Annotated in this window: 15 protein-coding genes; 10 read left to right on the forward strand and 5 right to left on the reverse strand. The window is 68.6% G+C overall.

Annotated features, from left to right (window positions below; genetic code table 11):
* Positions 1–121: 121 nt before the first annotated feature.
* From E5S69_RS06175 to E5S69_RS06220, 10 genes are all read left to right on the forward strand, one after another.
* Positions 122–1,009 (forward strand): HlyC/CorC family transporter, encoded by an 888-nt coding sequence (locus tag E5S69_RS06175; protein ID WP_171514139.1) that lies wholly within the window; start codon positions 122–124, stop codon positions 1,007–1,009.
* Positions 1,006–2,613 carry an apolipoprotein N-acyltransferase gene (lnt, locus tag E5S69_RS06180; RefSeq protein ID WP_171514140.1) on the forward strand — a complete coding sequence of 536 codons (1,608 nt, stop codon included), beginning with the start codon at positions 1,006–1,008 and terminating at the stop codon, positions 2,611–2,613. Before E5S69_RS06175 ends, lnt begins: the two co-directional genes overlap by 4 nt.
* Positions 2,614–3,177: 564 nt before the next feature.
* Positions 3,178–4,122, forward strand: coding sequence for a glycine--tRNA ligase subunit alpha (gene glyQ, locus E5S69_RS06185; RefSeq protein WP_171514141.1), 945 nt, complete (start codon positions 3,178–3,180; stop codon positions 4,120–4,122).
* Positions 4,119–4,748: a hypothetical protein gene (locus E5S69_RS06190; protein ID WP_171514142.1), complete on the forward strand. Its 630-nt coding sequence runs from the start codon at positions 4,119–4,121 to the stop codon at positions 4,746–4,748. Before glyQ ends, E5S69_RS06190 begins: the two co-directional genes overlap by 4 nt.
* A 38-nt stretch (positions 4,749–4,786) precedes the next feature.
* Complete coding sequence (glyS, locus tag E5S69_RS06195) at positions 4,787–6,910, forward strand: glycine--tRNA ligase subunit beta (RefSeq protein WP_171514143.1); 2,124 nt, start codon at positions 4,787–4,789, stop codon at positions 6,908–6,910.
* 31 nt (positions 6,911–6,941) lie between these two features.
* On the forward strand, positions 6,942–7,559 hold the full coding sequence (gene gmhB, locus E5S69_RS06200; RefSeq protein ID WP_171514144.1) for a D-glycero-beta-D-manno-heptose 1,7-bisphosphate 7-phosphatase: 618 nt from the start codon (positions 6,942–6,944) through the stop codon (positions 7,557–7,559).
* A gap of 49 nt (positions 7,560–7,608) precedes the next feature.
* Entirely contained in the window at positions 7,609–8,373 is a 765-nt protein-coding gene (locus tag E5S69_RS06205; protein ID WP_171514145.1) for a lysophospholipid acyltransferase family protein, read from the forward strand.
* Positions 8,370–9,230 carry a M48 family metallopeptidase gene (locus E5S69_RS06210; protein WP_171514146.1) on the forward strand — a complete coding sequence of 287 codons (861 nt, stop codon included), beginning with the start codon at positions 8,370–8,372 and terminating at the stop codon, positions 9,228–9,230. Before E5S69_RS06205 ends, E5S69_RS06210 begins: the two co-directional genes overlap by 4 nt.
* 84 nt (positions 9,231–9,314) lie before the next feature.
* The gene (gene gloA / locus E5S69_RS06215) at positions 9,315–9,722 is read left to right on the forward strand and encodes a lactoylglutathione lyase (protein ID WP_171514147.1); all 408 of its coding nucleotides are present in this window, start codon (positions 9,315–9,317) and stop codon (positions 9,720–9,722) included.
* Positions 9,723–9,787: 65 nt separating this feature from the next.
* Positions 9,788–10,639, forward strand: a complete 852-nt coding sequence (locus E5S69_RS06220; RefSeq protein WP_216621259.1) for a DMT family transporter — start codon at positions 9,788–9,790, stop codon at positions 10,637–10,639.
* 87 nt (positions 10,640–10,726) lie between these two features.
* On the opposite strand, the gene trpS is transcribed toward E5S69_RS06220, so the two are convergent.
* From trpS to E5S69_RS06245, 5 genes are all read right to left on the reverse strand, one after another.
* Positions 10,727–11,770, reverse strand: coding sequence for a tryptophan--tRNA ligase (trpS, locus tag E5S69_RS06225; protein ID WP_171514149.1), 1,044 nt, complete (start codon positions 11,768–11,770; stop codon positions 10,727–10,729).
* Between the two features lie 70 nt (positions 11,771–11,840).
* Positions 11,841–12,674 carry a 16S rRNA (adenine(1518)-N(6)/adenine(1519)-N(6))-dimethyltransferase RsmA gene (rsmA, locus tag E5S69_RS06230; RefSeq protein WP_171514150.1) on the reverse strand — a complete coding sequence of 278 codons (834 nt, stop codon included), beginning with the start codon at positions 12,672–12,674 and terminating at the stop codon, positions 11,841–11,843.
* A gap of 17 nt (positions 12,675–12,691) precedes the next feature.
* The gene (gene pdxA / locus E5S69_RS06235; protein WP_171514151.1) at positions 12,692–13,792 is read right to left on the reverse strand and encodes a 4-hydroxythreonine-4-phosphate dehydrogenase PdxA; all 1,101 of its coding nucleotides are present in this window, start codon (positions 13,790–13,792) and stop codon (positions 12,692–12,694) included.
* Positions 13,793–13,826: 34 nt separating this feature from the next.
* On the reverse strand, positions 13,827–15,299 hold the full coding sequence (locus E5S69_RS06240; RefSeq protein ID WP_171514152.1) for a peptidylprolyl isomerase: 1,473 nt from the start codon (positions 15,297–15,299) through the stop codon (positions 13,827–13,829).
* Positions 15,300–15,308: 9 nt separating this feature from the next.
* Positions 15,309–17,750: an LPS-assembly protein LptD gene (locus tag E5S69_RS06245; protein ID WP_171514153.1), complete on the reverse strand. Its 2,442-nt coding sequence runs from the start codon at positions 17,748–17,750 to the stop codon at positions 15,309–15,311.
* Between the last annotated feature and the right edge of the window lie 94 nt (positions 17,751–17,844).

The raw sequence follows: 17,844 nt of genomic DNA on the forward strand, positions 1-17,844 counted from the left end.
CCGGGGGCGCCCGCAAGCGCCTCCTGCGGCACACCCCGACCCCAGCCGCCGCCCGCCGTCACGGGACAGCCAGGCTTTTAGTGTATCCTTCAGACGATCTCCACCACGCGCTCGCCGCGAAATGAACGACCCCTATCCCAGTTCGAAGCCCGCTTACCTGAAGCAGGCCGATCGGCCCAGATCGTTGCTCGAACGCCTGTCAGACCTGATCTCCCCCGAGCCGGACACCCGTGCCGAATTGCTTGAAGTGCTCCAGGAAGCGCATGAGCGCAACCTGATCGACGCCGATTCCCTGTCGATGATCGAAGGCGTGTTCCAGGTTTCCGAACTGACCGCCGCCGACATCATGGTGCCGCGCGCGCAGATGGATATGGTCAATATCACGGACGCGCCGGAGACCTTCATCCCGTTCATGCAGCAGACCGCGCACTCGCGCTTTCCGGTCTACGAAGGCAGCCGCGACAACATCATCGGCATCCTGCTGGCCAAGGACCTGCTGCGCTACTACACCGACCCCGCCTTCGACCTGCGCGAGACCCTGCGCCCGGCGGTGTTCATTCCCGAATCCAAGCGCCTGAACATCCTGCTGCGCGATTTCCGCATCAACCGCAACCATATCGCCATGGTCGTCGACGAGTACGGCGGCGTGGCCGGGCTGGTGACGATCGAGGACGTGCTGGAGCAGATCGTGGGCGATATCGAGGACGAGTTCGACCTCGACGAAGACCAGGACAATATCCTGCCGATGCCCGATGGCAGCTGGCGCGTGCACGGCCTGACCGAGATCGCGCAGTTCAATGAAGCCTTCGGCACGGGCTTCTCCGACCACGATGTCGACACCGTCGGCGGGCTGCTGTCCAACCACGTAGGCCACGTGCCCCATCGCGGCGAGATCATCACGCTGCCGCCGATCCGCTTCGAGGTGCTGCGCGCCGACGCGCGGCAGGTGCATCTGCTGCACGTGCACCGCGAAACCAACGCCGACAGCGCTAGCGCCGCCAGCGCATGAAGCTTCCCGCCCCGTTCTTCAACGGCGCCGCCACCGACGCCGCCCCGGCAGGCGTGCCTGGCGCGCGCGCGCATTCGCGCACCGCGACGCTGGCGCGGCTGCTACTGGCCGGCATACTCGGCATCGCCCATACCCAGGCCTTCGCCCCGCATGACTGGTGGTGGCTGCAGATCCTGTCGCTGGCCGGAGTGGCCGCGCTGATGGCCGATGCCCCGCGCACGCGCGCGGCCGGCGCCATCGGCTTTGCCTTCGGGCTGGGCGGGTTCCTGTCCGGCATCTGGTGGCTCTATATCAGCATGCACGTGTACGGCGAGATGCCGTCGTGGATGGCCGCGCTGGCGGTGGTGCTGTTCTCGGGCTACCTGTCGCTCTACCCCGCGCTGGCCGGGGCGCTATGGCACCGGCTGACGGCGCGCCTGCCCGCAGGCACGCTGCTCGCACCGCTGGCGTTCGGCGCGGCGTGGGGCCTGACTGAATGGCTGCGCGGCGTGGTGTTCACCGGCTTCCCGTGGCTGTCAGGCGGCTATGCGCACGCCGACGGCCCGCTGGCGGGCTTCGCGCCGGTGCTGGGCGTGTACGGCATCGGCGCGCTGGCGGCCGCCGTGGCGGCACTGCTGGCGGCCGCGGTGCGCGGGCTGGGCGGTGGCCAACGACGCCGCGCGCTGGGCGTGCTGGCGCTGGCGCTGCTGCTGCCCGCCGCCGGCGCGGTGCTGGCGCCGCTGGCCTGGACCACGCCCGCGGGCAAGCCGCTGACGGTGCGGCTGCTGCAAGGCAACGTGGCGCAGGACATCAAGTTCGAACCCGCCGGCATCCAGCGCTCGATCGAGCTGTACCGCGACATGATCACCGCGGTGCCGGCCGACCTGGTGGTGACGCCCGAAACCGCGTTCCCGGTGATCCTGCAGGAGCTGCCGGTCGACGTGGCCGTCGCCGTGCGCGACTACGCGCTGGCCAGCGGCACCACGGTGCTGTTCGGCGCCGCCGGCGCCGACTCGCCGGTCGACTTCACCAACAGCGTGTTCGGCCTGGGCCCGGAAACCGAGCGCCTGTACCGCTACAACAAGCATCACCTGGTGCCGTTCGGCGAATTCATCCCGCTGGGCTTCCGCTGGTTCGTCGACATGATGAAGATGCCGCTGGGCGACTTCCGCCGCGGCGGGCTGGACCAGGCTTCGCTGCCGGTGCGCGGTGTGCGCGTGGCGCCGAACATCTGCTACGAGGATCTGTTCGGCGAAGAGATCGCGCAGACGCTGCGCCAGCAGCCGGCGCCGGCCAACCTGCTGGCCAACCTGACCAACCTGGCGTGGTTCGGCGACACCATCGCGCTGGACCAGCACCTGCAGATCTCGCGCATGCGCGCGCTGGAAACGCGCCGGCCGATGCTGCGCTCGACCAATACCGGCATGACCGCGGTGGTGCGCCCGGACGGCTCGGTGCAGCAACGCCTGCCGACCTTCACCATCGGCACGCTGACGGCCGAGGTGCAGGGTATGCAGGGGCTGACGCCCTATATCCGCTGGGGTAACGCGCCGGTGCTGGCGCTGTTTGCGCTGGTGCTGGGGCTGGCGGCGTGGCGCGCGCGCAAGGTGCGCGACGCGGGCTGAAGGCACAGGGCGAGGCAAACACCGGACGCGGCGGGATCACCGCTGCAGGTCCGGTGCGGGTGGTGGCGCGTCAGATAAGCGCCGGCAGGTTCAGCTCAGCAGCCCGGTCACCACGGACACGGTGGCCGCGGCGATCATGACCGCGATTGCGACCAGATAAGGTTTGCGAGAAAGAAGTGCCATGATCCGAAAGTCCCCATCAACAATTAGTTACTGACAAACGGCTGCCGCGGTACTGCCCGGAAGCCGCCGTGCCTGCATACCGCACGGGCTGTCAATCGCAACGCTCTGAAACGGGTTGCTTACTCATACTGTATACAAAAACATTATCGGCAAGCAGCGGCCCGACTTGAAATCGGCGTCGGTATTTTCCCGAGGCGTTGCGCAGGGCCGACATTGCCCGAGCTGGCCGGGCATCGGTGCGTGCCCTATGCAGCCCCGCCAAACGGGGCGCCTGGCCAAAAAGCCGATAGAATTCAGGGTTTGGCAAAATCCGTATGCGGCGGCTCCGGCACGCGCTGCGCGGCCTCGGCTTGCCTCCGCTTGCCTCTACCAAGTCTTTCTATGCTGACCTTCCAACAAATGATTCTGACCCTGCAGGCCTATTGGGACCGGCAGGGCTGCGCGCTGTTGCAACCCATCGATCTGGAGGTCGGCGCCGGCACTTCCCACGTACACACCTTCCTGCGCGCGATCGGCCCCGAGCCGTGGCGTGCCGCCTACGTGCAGCCGTCGCGGCGCCCCAAGGACGGCCGCTACGGCGAGAACCCGAACCGGCTGCAGCACTACTACCAATACCAGGTGGTGCTCAAGCCCGCGCCGGAGAACATCCTGGAGCTGTACCTGGGCTCGCTCGAGGCGCTCGGCCTGGACCTGAAGCAGAACGACATCCGCTTCGTCGAGGACGACTGGGAAAACCCCACGCTGGGTGCGTGGGGCCTGGGCTGGGAAGTCTGGCTCAACGGCATGGAAGTGACCCAGTTCACCTACTTCCAGCAGGTCGGCGGCATCGACTGCAAGCCCATCACCGGCGAAATCACCTACGGCATCGAACGCCTGGCGATGTACCTGCAGAAGGTCGAGAACGTCTACGACCTGGTCTGGACCGAGTGGGTCGAGAACGGCGAGACGCGCCGGCTGACCTACGGCGACGTGTACCACCAGAACGAGGTGGAGCAATCCACCTACAACTTCGAGCACAGCAACACCGAAATCCTGTTCCGCCATTTCGCCGAGCATGAAGGCGAGGCCCGGCGCCTGATGGGCAATGGCGAAGGCGAGGACGGCACGGCTGGCGCGCGCCTGGCGCTGCCCGCCTATGAGCAGGTGCTCAAGGCCGCGCACACCTTCAACCTGCTCGATGCGCGCGGCGCGATCTCGGTGACCGAGCGCGCGGCGTATATCGGCCGTATCCGCAACCTGTCGCGCCTGGTGGCGCAGGCCTACTACGACTCGCGCGAAGCCCTTGGCTTCCCGATGTGCGGTCAGCGCGACGGAGCGCGGGCATGAGGCTGCCAGCGCGCAGCGCGCTGGGCTGCGCCCTGGCCCTCGCCGCGCTGGCCGCGGCGGGCAATGCCGTCGGCGCGCGCGCGCAGGCCGCTCCCAGCGCGCAGGTGCTGATGCTGCCGGCCGAACTGAGCAACGTGTGCGAGGCCGACGCGCAGGCGCTGCAGCTGGCGATGGCGCGCCAGTGGCGCCCGTCGCTGAACGCGCTTGACCAGTGGACGCAACTGGTGCGCTCGTTCTCGTGCGACCTGTCCGGCCAGCGCGACCTGGGCTGGCACCGGGTGCCGCTGCGCGCTTATGAGAGCGCGATCCGCTACCCGCTGACCTGGGTCGAAACCGAGACCCACAACGGCCGCACCCGGCGCCAGGTCAAGACCTATCACTCGGCCGCGCAGCTGCCGCCCAAGATCGATTTCTGGGTGGGCGGGCGCATCGACGAGATCCGCTACGACAAGCGCCTGCGCCGCATCGACGCGCGCTTCCCCGCCGCCGGCAGCCGCGGCGGCAGCAATGGCGCCGCCAGCGCCGCGGCGGCCGCGCAATGCGCCTACACCACGCTGCAATTCCGGCAACAGAACGGCCTGTGGCTGCTGTCCGGAGTGGAACCTAATCTTTCGCCGCGCTGCTGACCCTGGCCGCGCGCGCTACAACCTGTTGGATACGATTCATGTCGCAACCCCTGACCGACTCGCTGCTGATCGAACTGTTCACCGAAGAGCTGCCCCCCAAGGCGCTGGCGCGCCTGGGCGACGCCTTCGCGCAGGGCCTGTTCGCCGGCCTGGGCGAGCGCGACCTGCTTGAGCCGGGCGCCACCGTGACGCCGTTCGCCACCCCGCGCCGCCTGGCGGCGCTGGTCAGCGGCGTGCGCCGCAACGCCCCGGACCGCGAGCAGCGCGAGAAGGTCCTGCCGCTGTCGGTGGCGCTGGACGCCAACGGCGAGCCGACGGCCCCGCTGGCCAAGAAGCTGGCGGCGCTGGCCAAGTCCGTCGGCGTTGCCGAGATCGACTGGCAGGCGCTCGAGCGCGCCTCCGACGGCAAGGCCGAGGCCTTCTTCTACCGCTACACCGCGCGCGGCGCCGAGCTGGCAGCCGGGCTGCAGGCCACGCTGGAAGACACCGTGGCAAAGCTGCCGATCCCCAAACTCATGAGCTACCAGCGCCCGGACGGCAGCACGGTGCATTTCGTGCGTCCGGCGCACAGCCTGATCGCGCTGTTTGGCGCCGAGATCCTGCCGGTGACGCTGCTCGGGCTGCAGGCCAGCAACCTGACCCAGGGCCATCGCTTCCTGTCACATGGCGTGATCGAGATCGCGCACGCCAATGACTACGCGCAGCAGCTCGAGTCCGCCGGCCGCGTGGTCGCCAGCTATGCCCGGCGCCGCGAGCGCATGCGCGCAGCACTGCTGCAGGAAGCCGGCGCCGACCAGGTCATCATGCCCGAGTCGCTGCTCGATGAGGTCAACTCGCTGGTGGAATGGCCGGTGGTGTACGCCTGCCATTTCGAGGAAGCCTTCCTGGCGGTGCCGCAGGAATGCCTGATCCTGACCATGCAGACCAACCAGAAGTACTTTGCGCTGACCGATGCCGACGGCCACCTGCGCAACCGCTTCCTGATCGTGTCGAACCTGGCTACGGAAACGCCGCAGTCGATCATCACCGGCAATGAGCGCGTGGTGCGGCCGCGCCTGGCCGACGCCAAGTTCTTCTTCGACCAGGACCGCAAGAAGACGCTGGCCTCGCGCGTGCCGCAACTGGCCAGCGTGGTCTACCACAACAAGATCGGCACGCAGCTGGACCGCGTGCAGCGCCTGCAGCAGATCGCCGGCCATATCGCCGATGCGCTCAACGGGGCCGGCGTGGCCACCGACAAGGCCGCCGCGATGCGCGGCGCCGAACTGGCCAAGGCCGACCTGCTGACCGACATGGTGGGCGAATTCCCCGAGCTGCAAGGCACCATGGGTACCTACTACGCCCGCCACGACGACGAAGCCGAGGAGGTGGCGCTGGCCTGCTCCGAACACTATCGCCCGCGCTTTGCCGGCGATGCGCTGCCGGCGGGTGCGGTCAGCACCGCGGTGGCGCTGGCCGACAAGCTCGAGACCCTGGTCGGGATCTGGGGCATCGGCCTGCAGCCCACCGGCGAGAAAGACCCGTTCGCGCTGCGCCGCCACGCGCTGGGCATCCTGCGCATGCTGATCGAGAAGCCGCTGGCGCTGTCGCTGTCGTCGCTGCTGGCGCTGACGCAGCAGGCCTTCGCCGGCATCGCCGCGGTCAAGCCGGCGCCCGAGGCCATCCTCGACTTCCTGTACGACCGCGTGCGCGGCTACCTGAAGGACAAGGGCTACACCACCAATGAGGTCGAGGCGGTGGTCAGCCTGCGCCCGGACCAGCTGCATGACATCCTGGGCCGCATGGAAGCGGTGCGCACCTTTGCCGCGCTGCCTGAAGCCGAGGCCCTGGCCGCCGCCAACAAGCGCATCACCAACATCCTGCGCAAGAACACCGAGCCGGTAGGCGCGGTGAACCCGGCGCTGTTCCGGGAAAACGCCGAAGGCGCGCTGCACGCCGCCATCGAGCACGTGCGCCCGGCCGTCGAAGCCGCCTTCGCCAGCGGCGACTTCACCGCCGCGCTGCGCGACCTGGCCCAGCTGCGCGACGCCGTCGACCAGTTCTTCAACGACGTGATGGTGATGGCCGAGGACGCGCAGCTGCGCGCCAACCGCCTGGCGCTGCTGGCCTCGCTGCATGCGCTGGCCAACCGCGTCGCCGACATCTCCAAGCTGGCCGCCTGAGCGCCGCCCGCAGCCATAGCCGGAGCCTCACATGCCGCAGACGCCGCCCAAGTTTGTCATCCTGGACCGCGACGGGGTGATCAACCTCGACAGCGAACAATTCGTCAAGTCGCCCGATGAATGGGTGCCGATCGACGGCAGCCTGGAAGCCATCGCCGCGCTGAACCAGGCTGGCTACCGCGTGGTCATCGCCAGCAACCAGTCCGGCATCGGCCGCGGGCTGTTCGAGATGAGCGCGCTCAACGCCATGCACGAGAAGATGCACACCTTGCTGGCCCGCCTGGGCGGGCGCGTCGAGGCGGTGTTCTTCTGCCCCCATACCGCCGCCGACGGCTGCGACTGCCGCAAGCCGCGCTCCGGCATGCTGGAACAGATCAGCGAGCGCTTCGGCATCGAGCTGCGCGGCGTGCCGATCGTCGGCGATTCGCTGCGCGACCTTGAAGCTGGCGTGGCGGTCGGCTGCGCGCCGCACCTGGTGCGCAGCGGCAAGGGCCAGAAGACGCTCGACAAGGGCGGCCTGCCGCCCGGCACACAGGTGCACGACGACTTGCTCGCCTTTGCCCGCTGGCTGACCGGCAACGATGGCGGGCAGCGGCAGCCGGCCCAGAGTGCCCACAGTGCCCAGAGCGGCCATGGCGCCGCCGGCTGACCAAGCCTGCGGCCGACCGTCCGCACCCATTTTCTCTTTGCGCCCCCGCATGACGTTCCTCCGTTCCCTGTTGTTCGCGCTGTACCTGCTGGTGCTGACGCCGCCCTACGCCTGCACCTGCTTCCTGGTGTTCCCGTTCATGAATGCCGACCAGCGCTTCCGCTTCGTGCGCGGCTGGCCCCGGCTGGTCATCGGCGCGGCGCGCATCATCTGCGGCATCCAGTACCGCATCCAGGGCCATGAGCACATGGACGCCATGCTGGACAAGCCGGTGGTGCTGCTGTCCAAGCACCAGTCGGCCTGGGAGACCGTGGCCTACGTGGCCCTGATGCCCAAGCCGCTGTGCTTCGTGTTCAAGCGCGAGCTGCTGCTGGTGCCGTTTTTCGGCTGGGCGCTGGGCATGCTGAAGATGGTCCATATCAACCGCAAGGAAGGCACCCGCGCCTTTGCCTCGGCGGCGCGCCAGGGTCGCGAGCGGCTTGCCGAAGGCGCCTGGATCATCATGTTCCCGGAAGGCACGCGTACCCCTTCGGGCCTGGAGAAGACGCGCTACAAGAGCGGCGGCGCGCGCCTGGCGGTGGAGACCGGCGCCTGGGTGCTGCCGATGGCGGTCAACTCGGGCCGGGTCTGGCCGCGCAATTCGTTCCTGAAATATCCGGGCATGGTGACGATCTCGGTCGGCCCGCCGATTGCGTCGGCCAACAAGACCGCCGACCAGCTCAACCAGGAAGTGGCGGAATGGATCGAACGGGACATGCGCCGTATCGACCCCGAAAGCTACCAGGCCGCGCGACGCAGCGAGTCGGCCGCATGAAATTGCTGCGACCCGCCTCCGAAGCCGACGGCGCGCAGCTGGAACTGCCGCTGGCGGAATCCGCCCACGCCCCGCAGCCGGCGGCGCCGCTGGCACCGGAGCCGCCACAGGCGCCTGCATGGCCGGCGCCGCAGCCCAATGCGCGCCTGCTGCGGATCGGCGAGCGGCCGCTGCACTACACGCTGAAGCGCTCGGCGCGCCGCACCATCGGCTTCACCATCGACGACCGTGGCCTGTCGATCACGGCGCCGCGCTGGGTCACGCTGGCCGATATCGAATCCGCCATCCTGGAAAAACAGCGCTGGATCTTCAACAAGCTGGGCGAGTGGCGCCACCGCGACGCGCGCCGGATCCTGCCCACGGTCCAATGGCGCGACGGCGCCACCCTGCCCTTTCTCGGCCAGCCGCTGACGCTGGCGCTGGAGTCGCCGATCGGCGCGCTGCTCTTCGATGCCGACCGCCGTGTGCTGCACCTGGCGCTGCCCACGCATGCCGACGAGCAGCAGATCAAGGACCGCGTGCAGGGCTGGCTGCAACAGCAGGCGCGCCGCCTGCTGGCCGAGCGGCTGGAGCTCTATGCCGGCAAGCTCGGCGTGCGCCACACCGGCTTCGCGCTGACCTCGGCCGCCACGCGCTGGGGCAGCTGCACCGCCGACGGCAAGATCCGGCTGAACTGGCGCCTGATGCATTTCCCGCTGTCGATGATCGACTATGTCGCCGCGCATGAGCTGGCGCACCTGAAAGAGATGAACCACGGCCCGCGCTTCTGGGAAACCGTGGAGTCGATCTTTCCGGAGTTCCGGGACGCGCGCGCGCAGTTGCGCGCCCACCCGCCGGAGCTGTTGCCGACGTTCTGAGGGGGCGTTCGCACGGCCAGTGGCTTTCGGCCAAAGCTACTAAAATGGCGCCTTCCGCTACCGATAACAGTTGAAGGCCCTCCCATGCGACTCCTCCACACCATGCTGCGCGTCGGCGACATGCAGCGCTCCATCGATTTCTACACCCGCGTGCTCGGCATGCAGCTGCTGCGCGAGAGCGACAACCCCGAGTACAAGTACCGCCTCGCCTTTGTCGGCTATGGCCCGGAGAGCGAAACCGCGGTGCTGGAGCTGACCTACAACTACGGCGTCGACCACTATGACCTCGGTACCGCCTATGGCCATATCGCGCTGGAGACCGACGATGCCGCGGCCGCCTGCGAACGCATTCGCGCCGCCGGCGGCAAGGTCACGCGCGAAGCCGGCCCGGTCAAGGGCGGCACCACCGTGATCGCCTTTGTCGAGGACCCGGACGGCTACAAGATCGAGCTGATCGAGCGCCATTCCACCCGCGACTCCAGCCGTCCCTGAAGGCCGGCCCCGTGAGCACGCCTAGCCTGGCGCGCCAGCCGCTCGACGGCACCGCCATCGGCCTGATGGTGGTGCTTTGCGCCGCCTGGGGACTGCAGCAGGTCGTGATCAAGGTCACCGCGCCACTGATGGGCGCGGTACTGCAGGCTGGCGTGCGCTCGGCCGTGGCGGCGCTGCTGGTATTCGGGTTTGCAGCGTGGCGCGGCACCCCGCTGTGGCGGCGCGACGGCACGCTGAACGCCGGCCTGCTGGCCGGGCTGCTGTTCGGGGCGGAGTTTTTCTGCATCTTCGTCGGCCTGGGGCACACCACGGCCTCACGCATGGCGGTGTTCCTGTACACCGCGCCGATCTTCACCGCGCTGGGACTGCATGCGGCGGTCCCCGGCGAACGGCTGCGCCGCGGGCAATGGCTGGGCGTGACACTGGCGTTCGCGGGCATGGCGCTGGCCTTTGCGGATGGCATCGCCGCGCCGTCGACGCAGGGCAGCACGCTGCTGGGCGATGCGCTCGGCATCCTCGCCGGCGCGCTGTGGGCAGCCACCACCGTGGTGGTGCGCGCCAGCCCGCTGGCCAGCGCGCCGGCCAGCAAGACGCTGCTGTACCAGCTGGCGGTGTCCGCGGTGATGCTGCTGGCCATGGCGGTAGCCGGCGGCCAGACCATGACGGTACAGATCGACGGCGTGGTGCTGGCGAGCCTGTTCTACCAGTCGGTGCTGATCGCCTTTGCCAGCTACCTGACCTGGTTCTGGCTGCTGCAGCGCTACCTGGCGTCGCGGCTGTCGGTGTTTTCCTTCCTGACGCCGCTGTTCGGGGTCGCTTTCGGCGTGGTGCTGATGCACGATGCCGTGGGCCCGCGCTTTGCCGTGGCGGCAGTGCTGGTGCTGGCGGGGATCGTGCTGGTGAATCGGCGGGCGTGAGGGACTGAACGAAGGCACCACCCCTGGCATACGCTGCCCTCGCCCGCCTGCGGGAGAGGGGAGCAAACCCTCAGCACGCCAGCGTGATCAGCGGCGTGCCTCGAACGAGAACATGCCCAGCGCGTCGCGCACTTCTTCCAGCGTCTGCTGGGTCAGCGCGCGGGCTTTTTCGGTGCCCTGGCGCAGGATGTCGAACACGTAGTCCGGATCCTTGGCCAGCGCTTCGCGGCGCTCGCGGATCGGCGCCAGCAGGTCCTGCAGCACCCCCTCGATGCGGCGCTTGAGCACCATGTCGCCCAGCCCGCCGCGCTGGTAGTGTTCCTTCAGCGCCTTGACTTCCTCGGTGTTCGGATCGAAGGCGTCCAGGTAGGTGAACACCACGTTGCCCTCGACCTGGCCCGGATCGGCCACGCGCAGGTGGTTGGGGTCGGTGTACATGCTGTGCACCGCGGCCTTGATCTGCTCCGGGGCAGCCCCCAGCGCGATCGCGTTGCCCATCGACTTGCTCATCTTGGCCTTGCCATCGACGCCCGGCAGGCGGCCGAATTCCGGAATCAGCGCCTTGCACTCGGGCAGCACGTCGCGGCCGACCTGGTGGTTGATGCGGCGCACGATTTCGTTGGTCTGCTCGATCAGCGGCGCCTGGTCCTCGCCCACCGGCACCACCTCGGCCTTGAAGGCGGTGATGTCGGCGGCCTGCGAGGCCGGATAGCACAGGAAGCCGGCCGGAATGTCGCGGCCAAAGCCGCGCGCCTGGATCTCTTCCTTGATGGTCGGGTTGCGCTCCAGCCGCGCCACCGTGACGAAGTTCAGGTACATCAGCGTCAGCTCGGCCAGCGCGGGCAGGTGCGACTGCACCGTGACGGTGGTCTTGGCCGGGTCGATGCCGACGGCCAGGTAGTCCAGCGCCACCTCCAGCACGTTGCGGCGCACCTTGTCGGGATCGTGCGCGTTGTCGGTCATGGCCTGGGTGTCGGCCAGCAGCAGGTATTGCTCGTGCGTATCCTGCAGCGCTACGCGGCTCTTGAGCGAGCCGACAAAGTGGCCGAGGTGCAGCGGGCCGGTGGGACGGTCGCCGGTCAGGATCACGGGACGCCGGTTGGTTTGGCTGGTGTTGGACTGGGCTGTCATGGGACGGTCTTGCACGAGATAGTCGCGGGAGATTCTGGATGTGTTCGGGATTCGGGAATTCGCCCGGGCTTCAGGCGGCCCGGCCAGAGGCCTTGTTGCCGAGGCGCCGGGCCAGTTCGACATACTCGCCGACCGGCACTTCCTCGGCGCGCCGGCCCAGGTCGAAGCCCATCGCATCGAAGTCGACCTGGTCGCGCAGGAACGACAGCGTGTTGCGCAGCACCTTGCGCCGCTGCGAGAACGCAGCCGTGACCACGTCGCCAAGCACGGTGATGTCGCAATCGGCATGGGGCGAACGCAGCCGGCCGTCGCCGTGGCGCGGCCACGGGATCATGCGGACCACGGCCGAGTCCACCTTGGGCGGCGGGTTGAAGGCGCCCGGCGGCACATCCAGCACATGCTCCATGTAGTAGCGCACCTGCAGCATGATCGAAAGCCGGCCGAAGGCCTTGCTGCCGGGTTCGGCGACCATGCGCTCCACCACCTCCTTCTGCAGCATGAAGTGCTGGTCGCGCACGTGGTCGGCGAACTCCATCAGATGGAACAGCAGCGGGCTCGAAATGTTGTAGGGCAGGTTGCCCACGATTCGCAGCGGGCGGCCCGGCACGGCGAGCTTGTCGAAATCGAAGTCGAGCGCGTCGCCGGCGTGGACCTGCAGGCGGTCGCCATAGCGGCGGCGCAGCCGCTCGACCAGGTCGCGGTCCAGTTCGACCACTTGCATCTGCGCAATGCGCTCGAGCAGCGGGTCGGTCAGCGCGCCCAGCCCCGGCCCGATCTCGACCAGCACGTCGCCGGCCTGCGGGCTGATGGCATTGACGATGCCGTGGATGATGGTGTCGTCGACCAGGAAGTTCTGCCCGAATCGTTTGCGGGCCACATGGCCCTGGTGCACGTTTGAACGCATGATGTCTTAGTCCGGCTTCAGCATGGCGGCTGCATGCCGGAAGGGGTGTGGCCGGCGGGGCCCGTGGCGCCCGCGCTGCCGCGCCGGCGGCCGTTGGCATGGCCAGACATGATAACCGCCGTGCGGATGGCCTCGATCATGCTGCCGTGCTCGGCCTGGCCGGTGCCGGCGAGATCGAGCGCGGTGCCATGGTCCACCGACGTGCGGATGAAGGGCAGCCCCAGCGTGATATTCACGCCGTGGCCGAAGGTGCCGTACTTGAGCGGCGCCAACCCCTGGTCATGGTACATCGCCAGCACGCAGTCGGCATCGCGCAGGTGGCGCGGCTGGAACAGCGTGTCGGCCGGGAACGGCCCGCGCGCGTCGATGCCGGCATCCTTGGCCTGCGCCAGCGCGGGCGCGATGATGTCGATCTCTTCGCGGCCCATGTGGCCGCTTTCGCCGGCGTGCGGGTTCAGTCCCGTGACCAGGATGCGCGGCCGCGCGATGCCGAAGCCGCGGCGCAGGTCGGCATCGATGATCGCCAGGGTCTGCACCAGCAGCGGCACCGACAGTGCATCGGGCACCGCGCGCAGCGGCAGGTGGGTGGTGGCCAGCGCCACGCGCAGCATGGCGTCGTCGTGCGCCGGCTGCGGGCCGGCCAGCATCATCACCACGCGCGGCACGCCGGCGCGGTCAGCCAGGTATTCGGTATGGCCGGTGAAGGGCACGCCGGCGTCGTTGATGGTGCTCTTCTGCACCGGCGCGGTGACCATCGCGGCATACCGCGGCGCGGCGTTGCCATGCGCCCGGCAGCCGTCGATGGCGGCATCGAGCAGCTGCAGCACATAGCGGCCGTTGCGCGCGTCGAGGCGCCCGGGCTCGCATGCCACCGCCAGCGGCACGTCCTCGATCACGATGTCGCCGTCGGCCATGCGCCGCTCCCACGCGTGCGTAACCCCAAGCGCCGCGGCACGCTCGGCCAGCAGGCGGGCATCGCCCAGCACATGGAAGCGGTATGGCGTACTGCCCGCGCCATGGTTGGCGCCCCCCCATTGCAGCAACGCCCCGATGGTGATATCGGGGCCGATGCCGGCGGGTTCTCCGGTCGAGATGGCGAGGGCTAGCGGGTCGGGCATGTCGGCTCAGGCTGATGGGCGCAGCGGCGGCGCGTCAGCGCTGCCGGTTGACCCGGTACTCCACGTACGCCTGCGAACGCAATTGGCGCACCCAGTCATCATAGGCGGCGCGCAGCTTCTGTTCGCGGACTTCGGCACGGGCAAAATCGCGCTGCTTTTCTGGCGACAACTCGGTTTCGCGGCGGTTCAGCACCTGGATCAGGTGCACCCCGAACTGCGTGACCACCGGCTCGGAGATCTCGTTCGGGCGCAGCCGGCTCATGGCCTGCTCGAATTCGGGCACCAGCTCGCCCGGCGAGACCCAGCCGAGGTCGCCGCCCTTCTGCGCCGAGCCGTCCTGCGAGAAGCGCTTGGCCGCCTCGGCGAAGTCGCCGCCGTGAGTGATGCGCTCGCGCAGCGTGCCGAGCTGGCGGCGCGCCTCGGCCTCGGGCATGTTGGGCCCGGTGCGGATCAGGATATGGCGCACCTGGGTCTGCGTGATCTTGCCCGCCGCCGCCGGGCCCGAGGCCGGCGCCGCGCGCTTGGCCACCAGCTTGACCACATGGAAGCCAGCGGCGCTCTCGACCACCTGCGGCGCCACCGCGCCGGGCTGCAGGTCGACCACGGCATTGGCAAACAGCGCCGGCAGGCGGCCGATCTCGCGGAAGCCCATGGCACCACCCTGGGCCGCTTCCGGGCCTTCGGAGCTGGCCTGCGCCAGCTGCGCGAAGTCGGCGCCGCCCTGGGCCTGCTTGAGCAGCCCCTCGGCCTTGGCGCGCAGCGCCTGCTTCTGCGCGTCCGAGGCGTTCTCGGGCACGCGCACCAGGATCTGCGCCATGTTGTATTCGGTGGGGCCGCTGGCCGCGCCCTGGCCGCCGCGCGCCGCCAGGTAGTTGTCGATCTCGCCGTCGTAGACCTGCACCTTGGAATCGACTTCGCGCTCGCGCAGGCGGATCACCTGCACCTGCTTGCGCAGCTCGTCGCGGTACTTGGTCCAGGTCATGCCGCTGCCCTCGACCCGGCGGCGCAGCTCGGCCGCGTTCATCTGGTTCTGCTGGGCCACCGATTCAATCGCGCGGTCGACTTCCTGGTCGGTGACGCGGATGCCGGCGTCCTGCGCGGCCTGGGTCTGCACGCGTTCCATCACCAGGCGCTCGAGCACCTCGCCCAGCAGGTCGGCACGCGCGGGCACCGGCCGGCCGGCGGCGCGCAGCTGGCTTTCGATCTCGTCGGCGCGGTCAAGCAGTTCGCGCCGCGTGATCACGCTGTTGTTGACCACCGCCACCACTTCGTCGATCAACTGCGAGCGCTTCTGCCCGCCGGGCTGCGGCACCCCCAGCTTGGGCTGGCTGGACGGCGCGGTGACGTCGGACGCCTGCGGCACGAAGATGCCGCTGGCGCGCGCGCCTCCAGGCGCCTTCAGTTGCGCCGCGGCAGGCAGCGCCATCGCGGCCAGCACGGCTGGCAGCAGCAGGCGGTGCCAGGACGTCAGCAAAAAGGAAAACGCGGCGAATTCTTGACGTTTCATCGTAATCCGTCATTCATAGTGATCGAACTGGGTCGTCGGCACCGGCTTGGACGAGACCGGCTCGTAGCCCGGCACGTTCAGGCGCAGGATGTTCAACGGGTTGGACCCGATCTTGGAAAGGCCACGGAACTCCACCTGCAGGAAGACCCGCCCGGTGTAGCCCTGGGTGGTGTTGCGGAAACGCTGGTAGACCACGCGGCCGACCCAGCAGTCAGCGGCGTATTCGACGCCGGCCAGCGCATCGACCATCTGGCTGGCGGACAGGTCGAAGGCAAAGCGCGCAATGCCATAGGCACGGCGCGTGATGGGCCACTGGCTCGACAGCTCGAACTGGTCGATCGCGGTGTTGTCGGTGACCGAGGTGGGCCGGCGGTAGCGGTAGCCGGCGTTGAACACCTTGCGCGACTCGGGGCGGTAGGTGAACGCCACGTTGCCGTAGCTGATCCGGTCCGAATCGGGGTTGTACTGCACCCCCGCATCGAGGTAGTAGCCGCGGAACAGCTGGATGGTGGTGGCGGCCAGCAGGTCCGACGAGCCCGCCTTGGGGTCCGCCAGCGTGCCGTTGATCTGCACGCGCTGGCCGGTGAAGTCATAGCGCTGCGCAATGGTGCCGCGGAAGCGCTCGATGCCGGTATCGGACTCGATCAGGCGCGTGGTCACGCCGCCGGTCAGCTTGTTGTTGTCGGCGATGCGGTCGTAGCCGGTGAACGGGTTTTCGCTGAAGATCTGCCCGTAGCCGAAGTCGGACTGCACCGTGTCGAACAACGGGAACTGGCTCTGGTCTTTGAAGGGGGTGTAAACGTAGAACAGCCGCGGCTCCAGCGTCTGCACGTAGTTGACCCCGAACAGCCGGCTCATGGTCGGCGCATCGCGCTCGAAGGTCATGCCCGAATCCAGGCTGACGGTCGGGATCGCGCGGGACAGATTGTTCTGCGCGGTCGGCGTGTTGCTGGCCGCTTCCATCTGGTACTGCGCGGCGTTGAACGACACCTTCGGCGTCACGTACCAGCCGGCGCGCACGATCGGGTAGCTGATGCTCGGCACGAAATACATGCGCTCGCCCTGCGGCTGCTGGAAGCCGGTGGACGTCAGCGGAATGCGGAAGCGGGTGTAGTCGGCTTCCATCTGCACGTCGAAGCCGCCCAGGTCATAGCGGAGGTACTTGCCGTTGAGCTGCGGCACGCGCTCGTACGATGGCTCGCTGGGCCGCAGCGTCTGGAACTTCTGCACCCGGGCCAGCACGGTGAAGTCTTCCCAGTTGTAGGTGACGCCGCCTTCCTGCACATACTGCCGCAGCGTGGATTGCGACACGCTGCGGTTGAAGTCGTCCGGGTAGCGGTCATCGGAGACCCGGTTCAGGTTCAGGTAGGCATTGAGGCCCGGCGCCAGCTTCTGGTTGTGCTGCAGCGAATAGGCCCAGCGATTCGAGTTGGTCTTCTGGTCGTCGGGCAGGAACTCGGCGCGCAGCCGCCCGGAGTAGGTTTCGCTCAGGTACCGGTATTCGCCACCGAGCTGCAGTCCGCGCTCGGTCATCAGCCGCGGGAAGATGGTCAGGTCGCGGTTGGGCGCGATATTGACGTAGTACGGCGTGGTCAGGTCGAAACCCGATTTCGAGCTGTAGCCCATCAGCGGCGGCAGGAAGCCGCTGCGGCGGTCATCATTCAGCGGGAAGCTGAACGCCGGCGCGGCCGCGACCGGCACGCCGAAGAAATTCAGCACGCCGCCGTAGGCCACGCCCACCTGGCGGTCGCTATCCAGGTCGATCCGGTTGGCGCTGAAATACCAGTCAGCGTTGTCAGGCGAACAGGTGGTGTACGACGCCTGCCGGGCGGTGCTGCGGTCCTGGTCCAGGAAGTCGATGCGCTCGGCCTTGCCGGTGCCGCCGGTCTGCTGGAAGTAGTAGTCCGGCGACAGCATGTAGCCTTCGTTGGCTTCGACCTTGAGCCGCGCTTCCGGGCCGACCGCCAGCGTGCCGCTGCGCGACATGCGCACATTGCCCTGCGCGAAGGCCTCGTCGGTGTCCTGGTCGTAGGTCAGCTTGTCGCCCTGGACCACGCCGCCGTCGCGGCGCAACTCGGCATGGCCTTCCAGCTCGACGCCGCGTTCGCTGTAGCCGGTCATGCGGTCGGCTTCGATGAAGGTGGGGGCGTCGGGATTGGACTGGCCCTTGGCGGCCGGCTCGGCCAGGCGGGGCACCAGTTCGCCGGATTCCACCGGCAGCGGCGGCGCCGGCGGGGCGGCTTCGAACACCGGCTCGACCTGGTCGAGGTCGGGGATCGCCGAGCCGGTCATCTGCGCATGGGCGCCGGCCGACAGGCCAGCCATGGCCAGCACCAGCGGGCGCAGCGCGCCCGCATGCAGGCCGCCGGCGCGCCTGGCTCGTGCCGGGGAGCGGGGGGAAGCAGGCGCAGGCAAGTCCCTGTTGTTCGGTGATCGTTGTGGTTCGGTCATTCGCACGGGTTGTCAGTCTCGGCGTGGCAGCGGCTCGCCTGCAGGCCGCCAGGCCCCGTCGGGGCAGGCTGCGGGGCAACGGGGGCCCCTCCCG

Origin of the sequence: Cupriavidus necator (assembly GCF_013141915.1) — a bacterium.
GTDB classification, from domain to species: domain Bacteria; phylum Pseudomonadota; class Gammaproteobacteria; order Burkholderiales; family Burkholderiaceae; genus Cupriavidus; species Cupriavidus necator_B.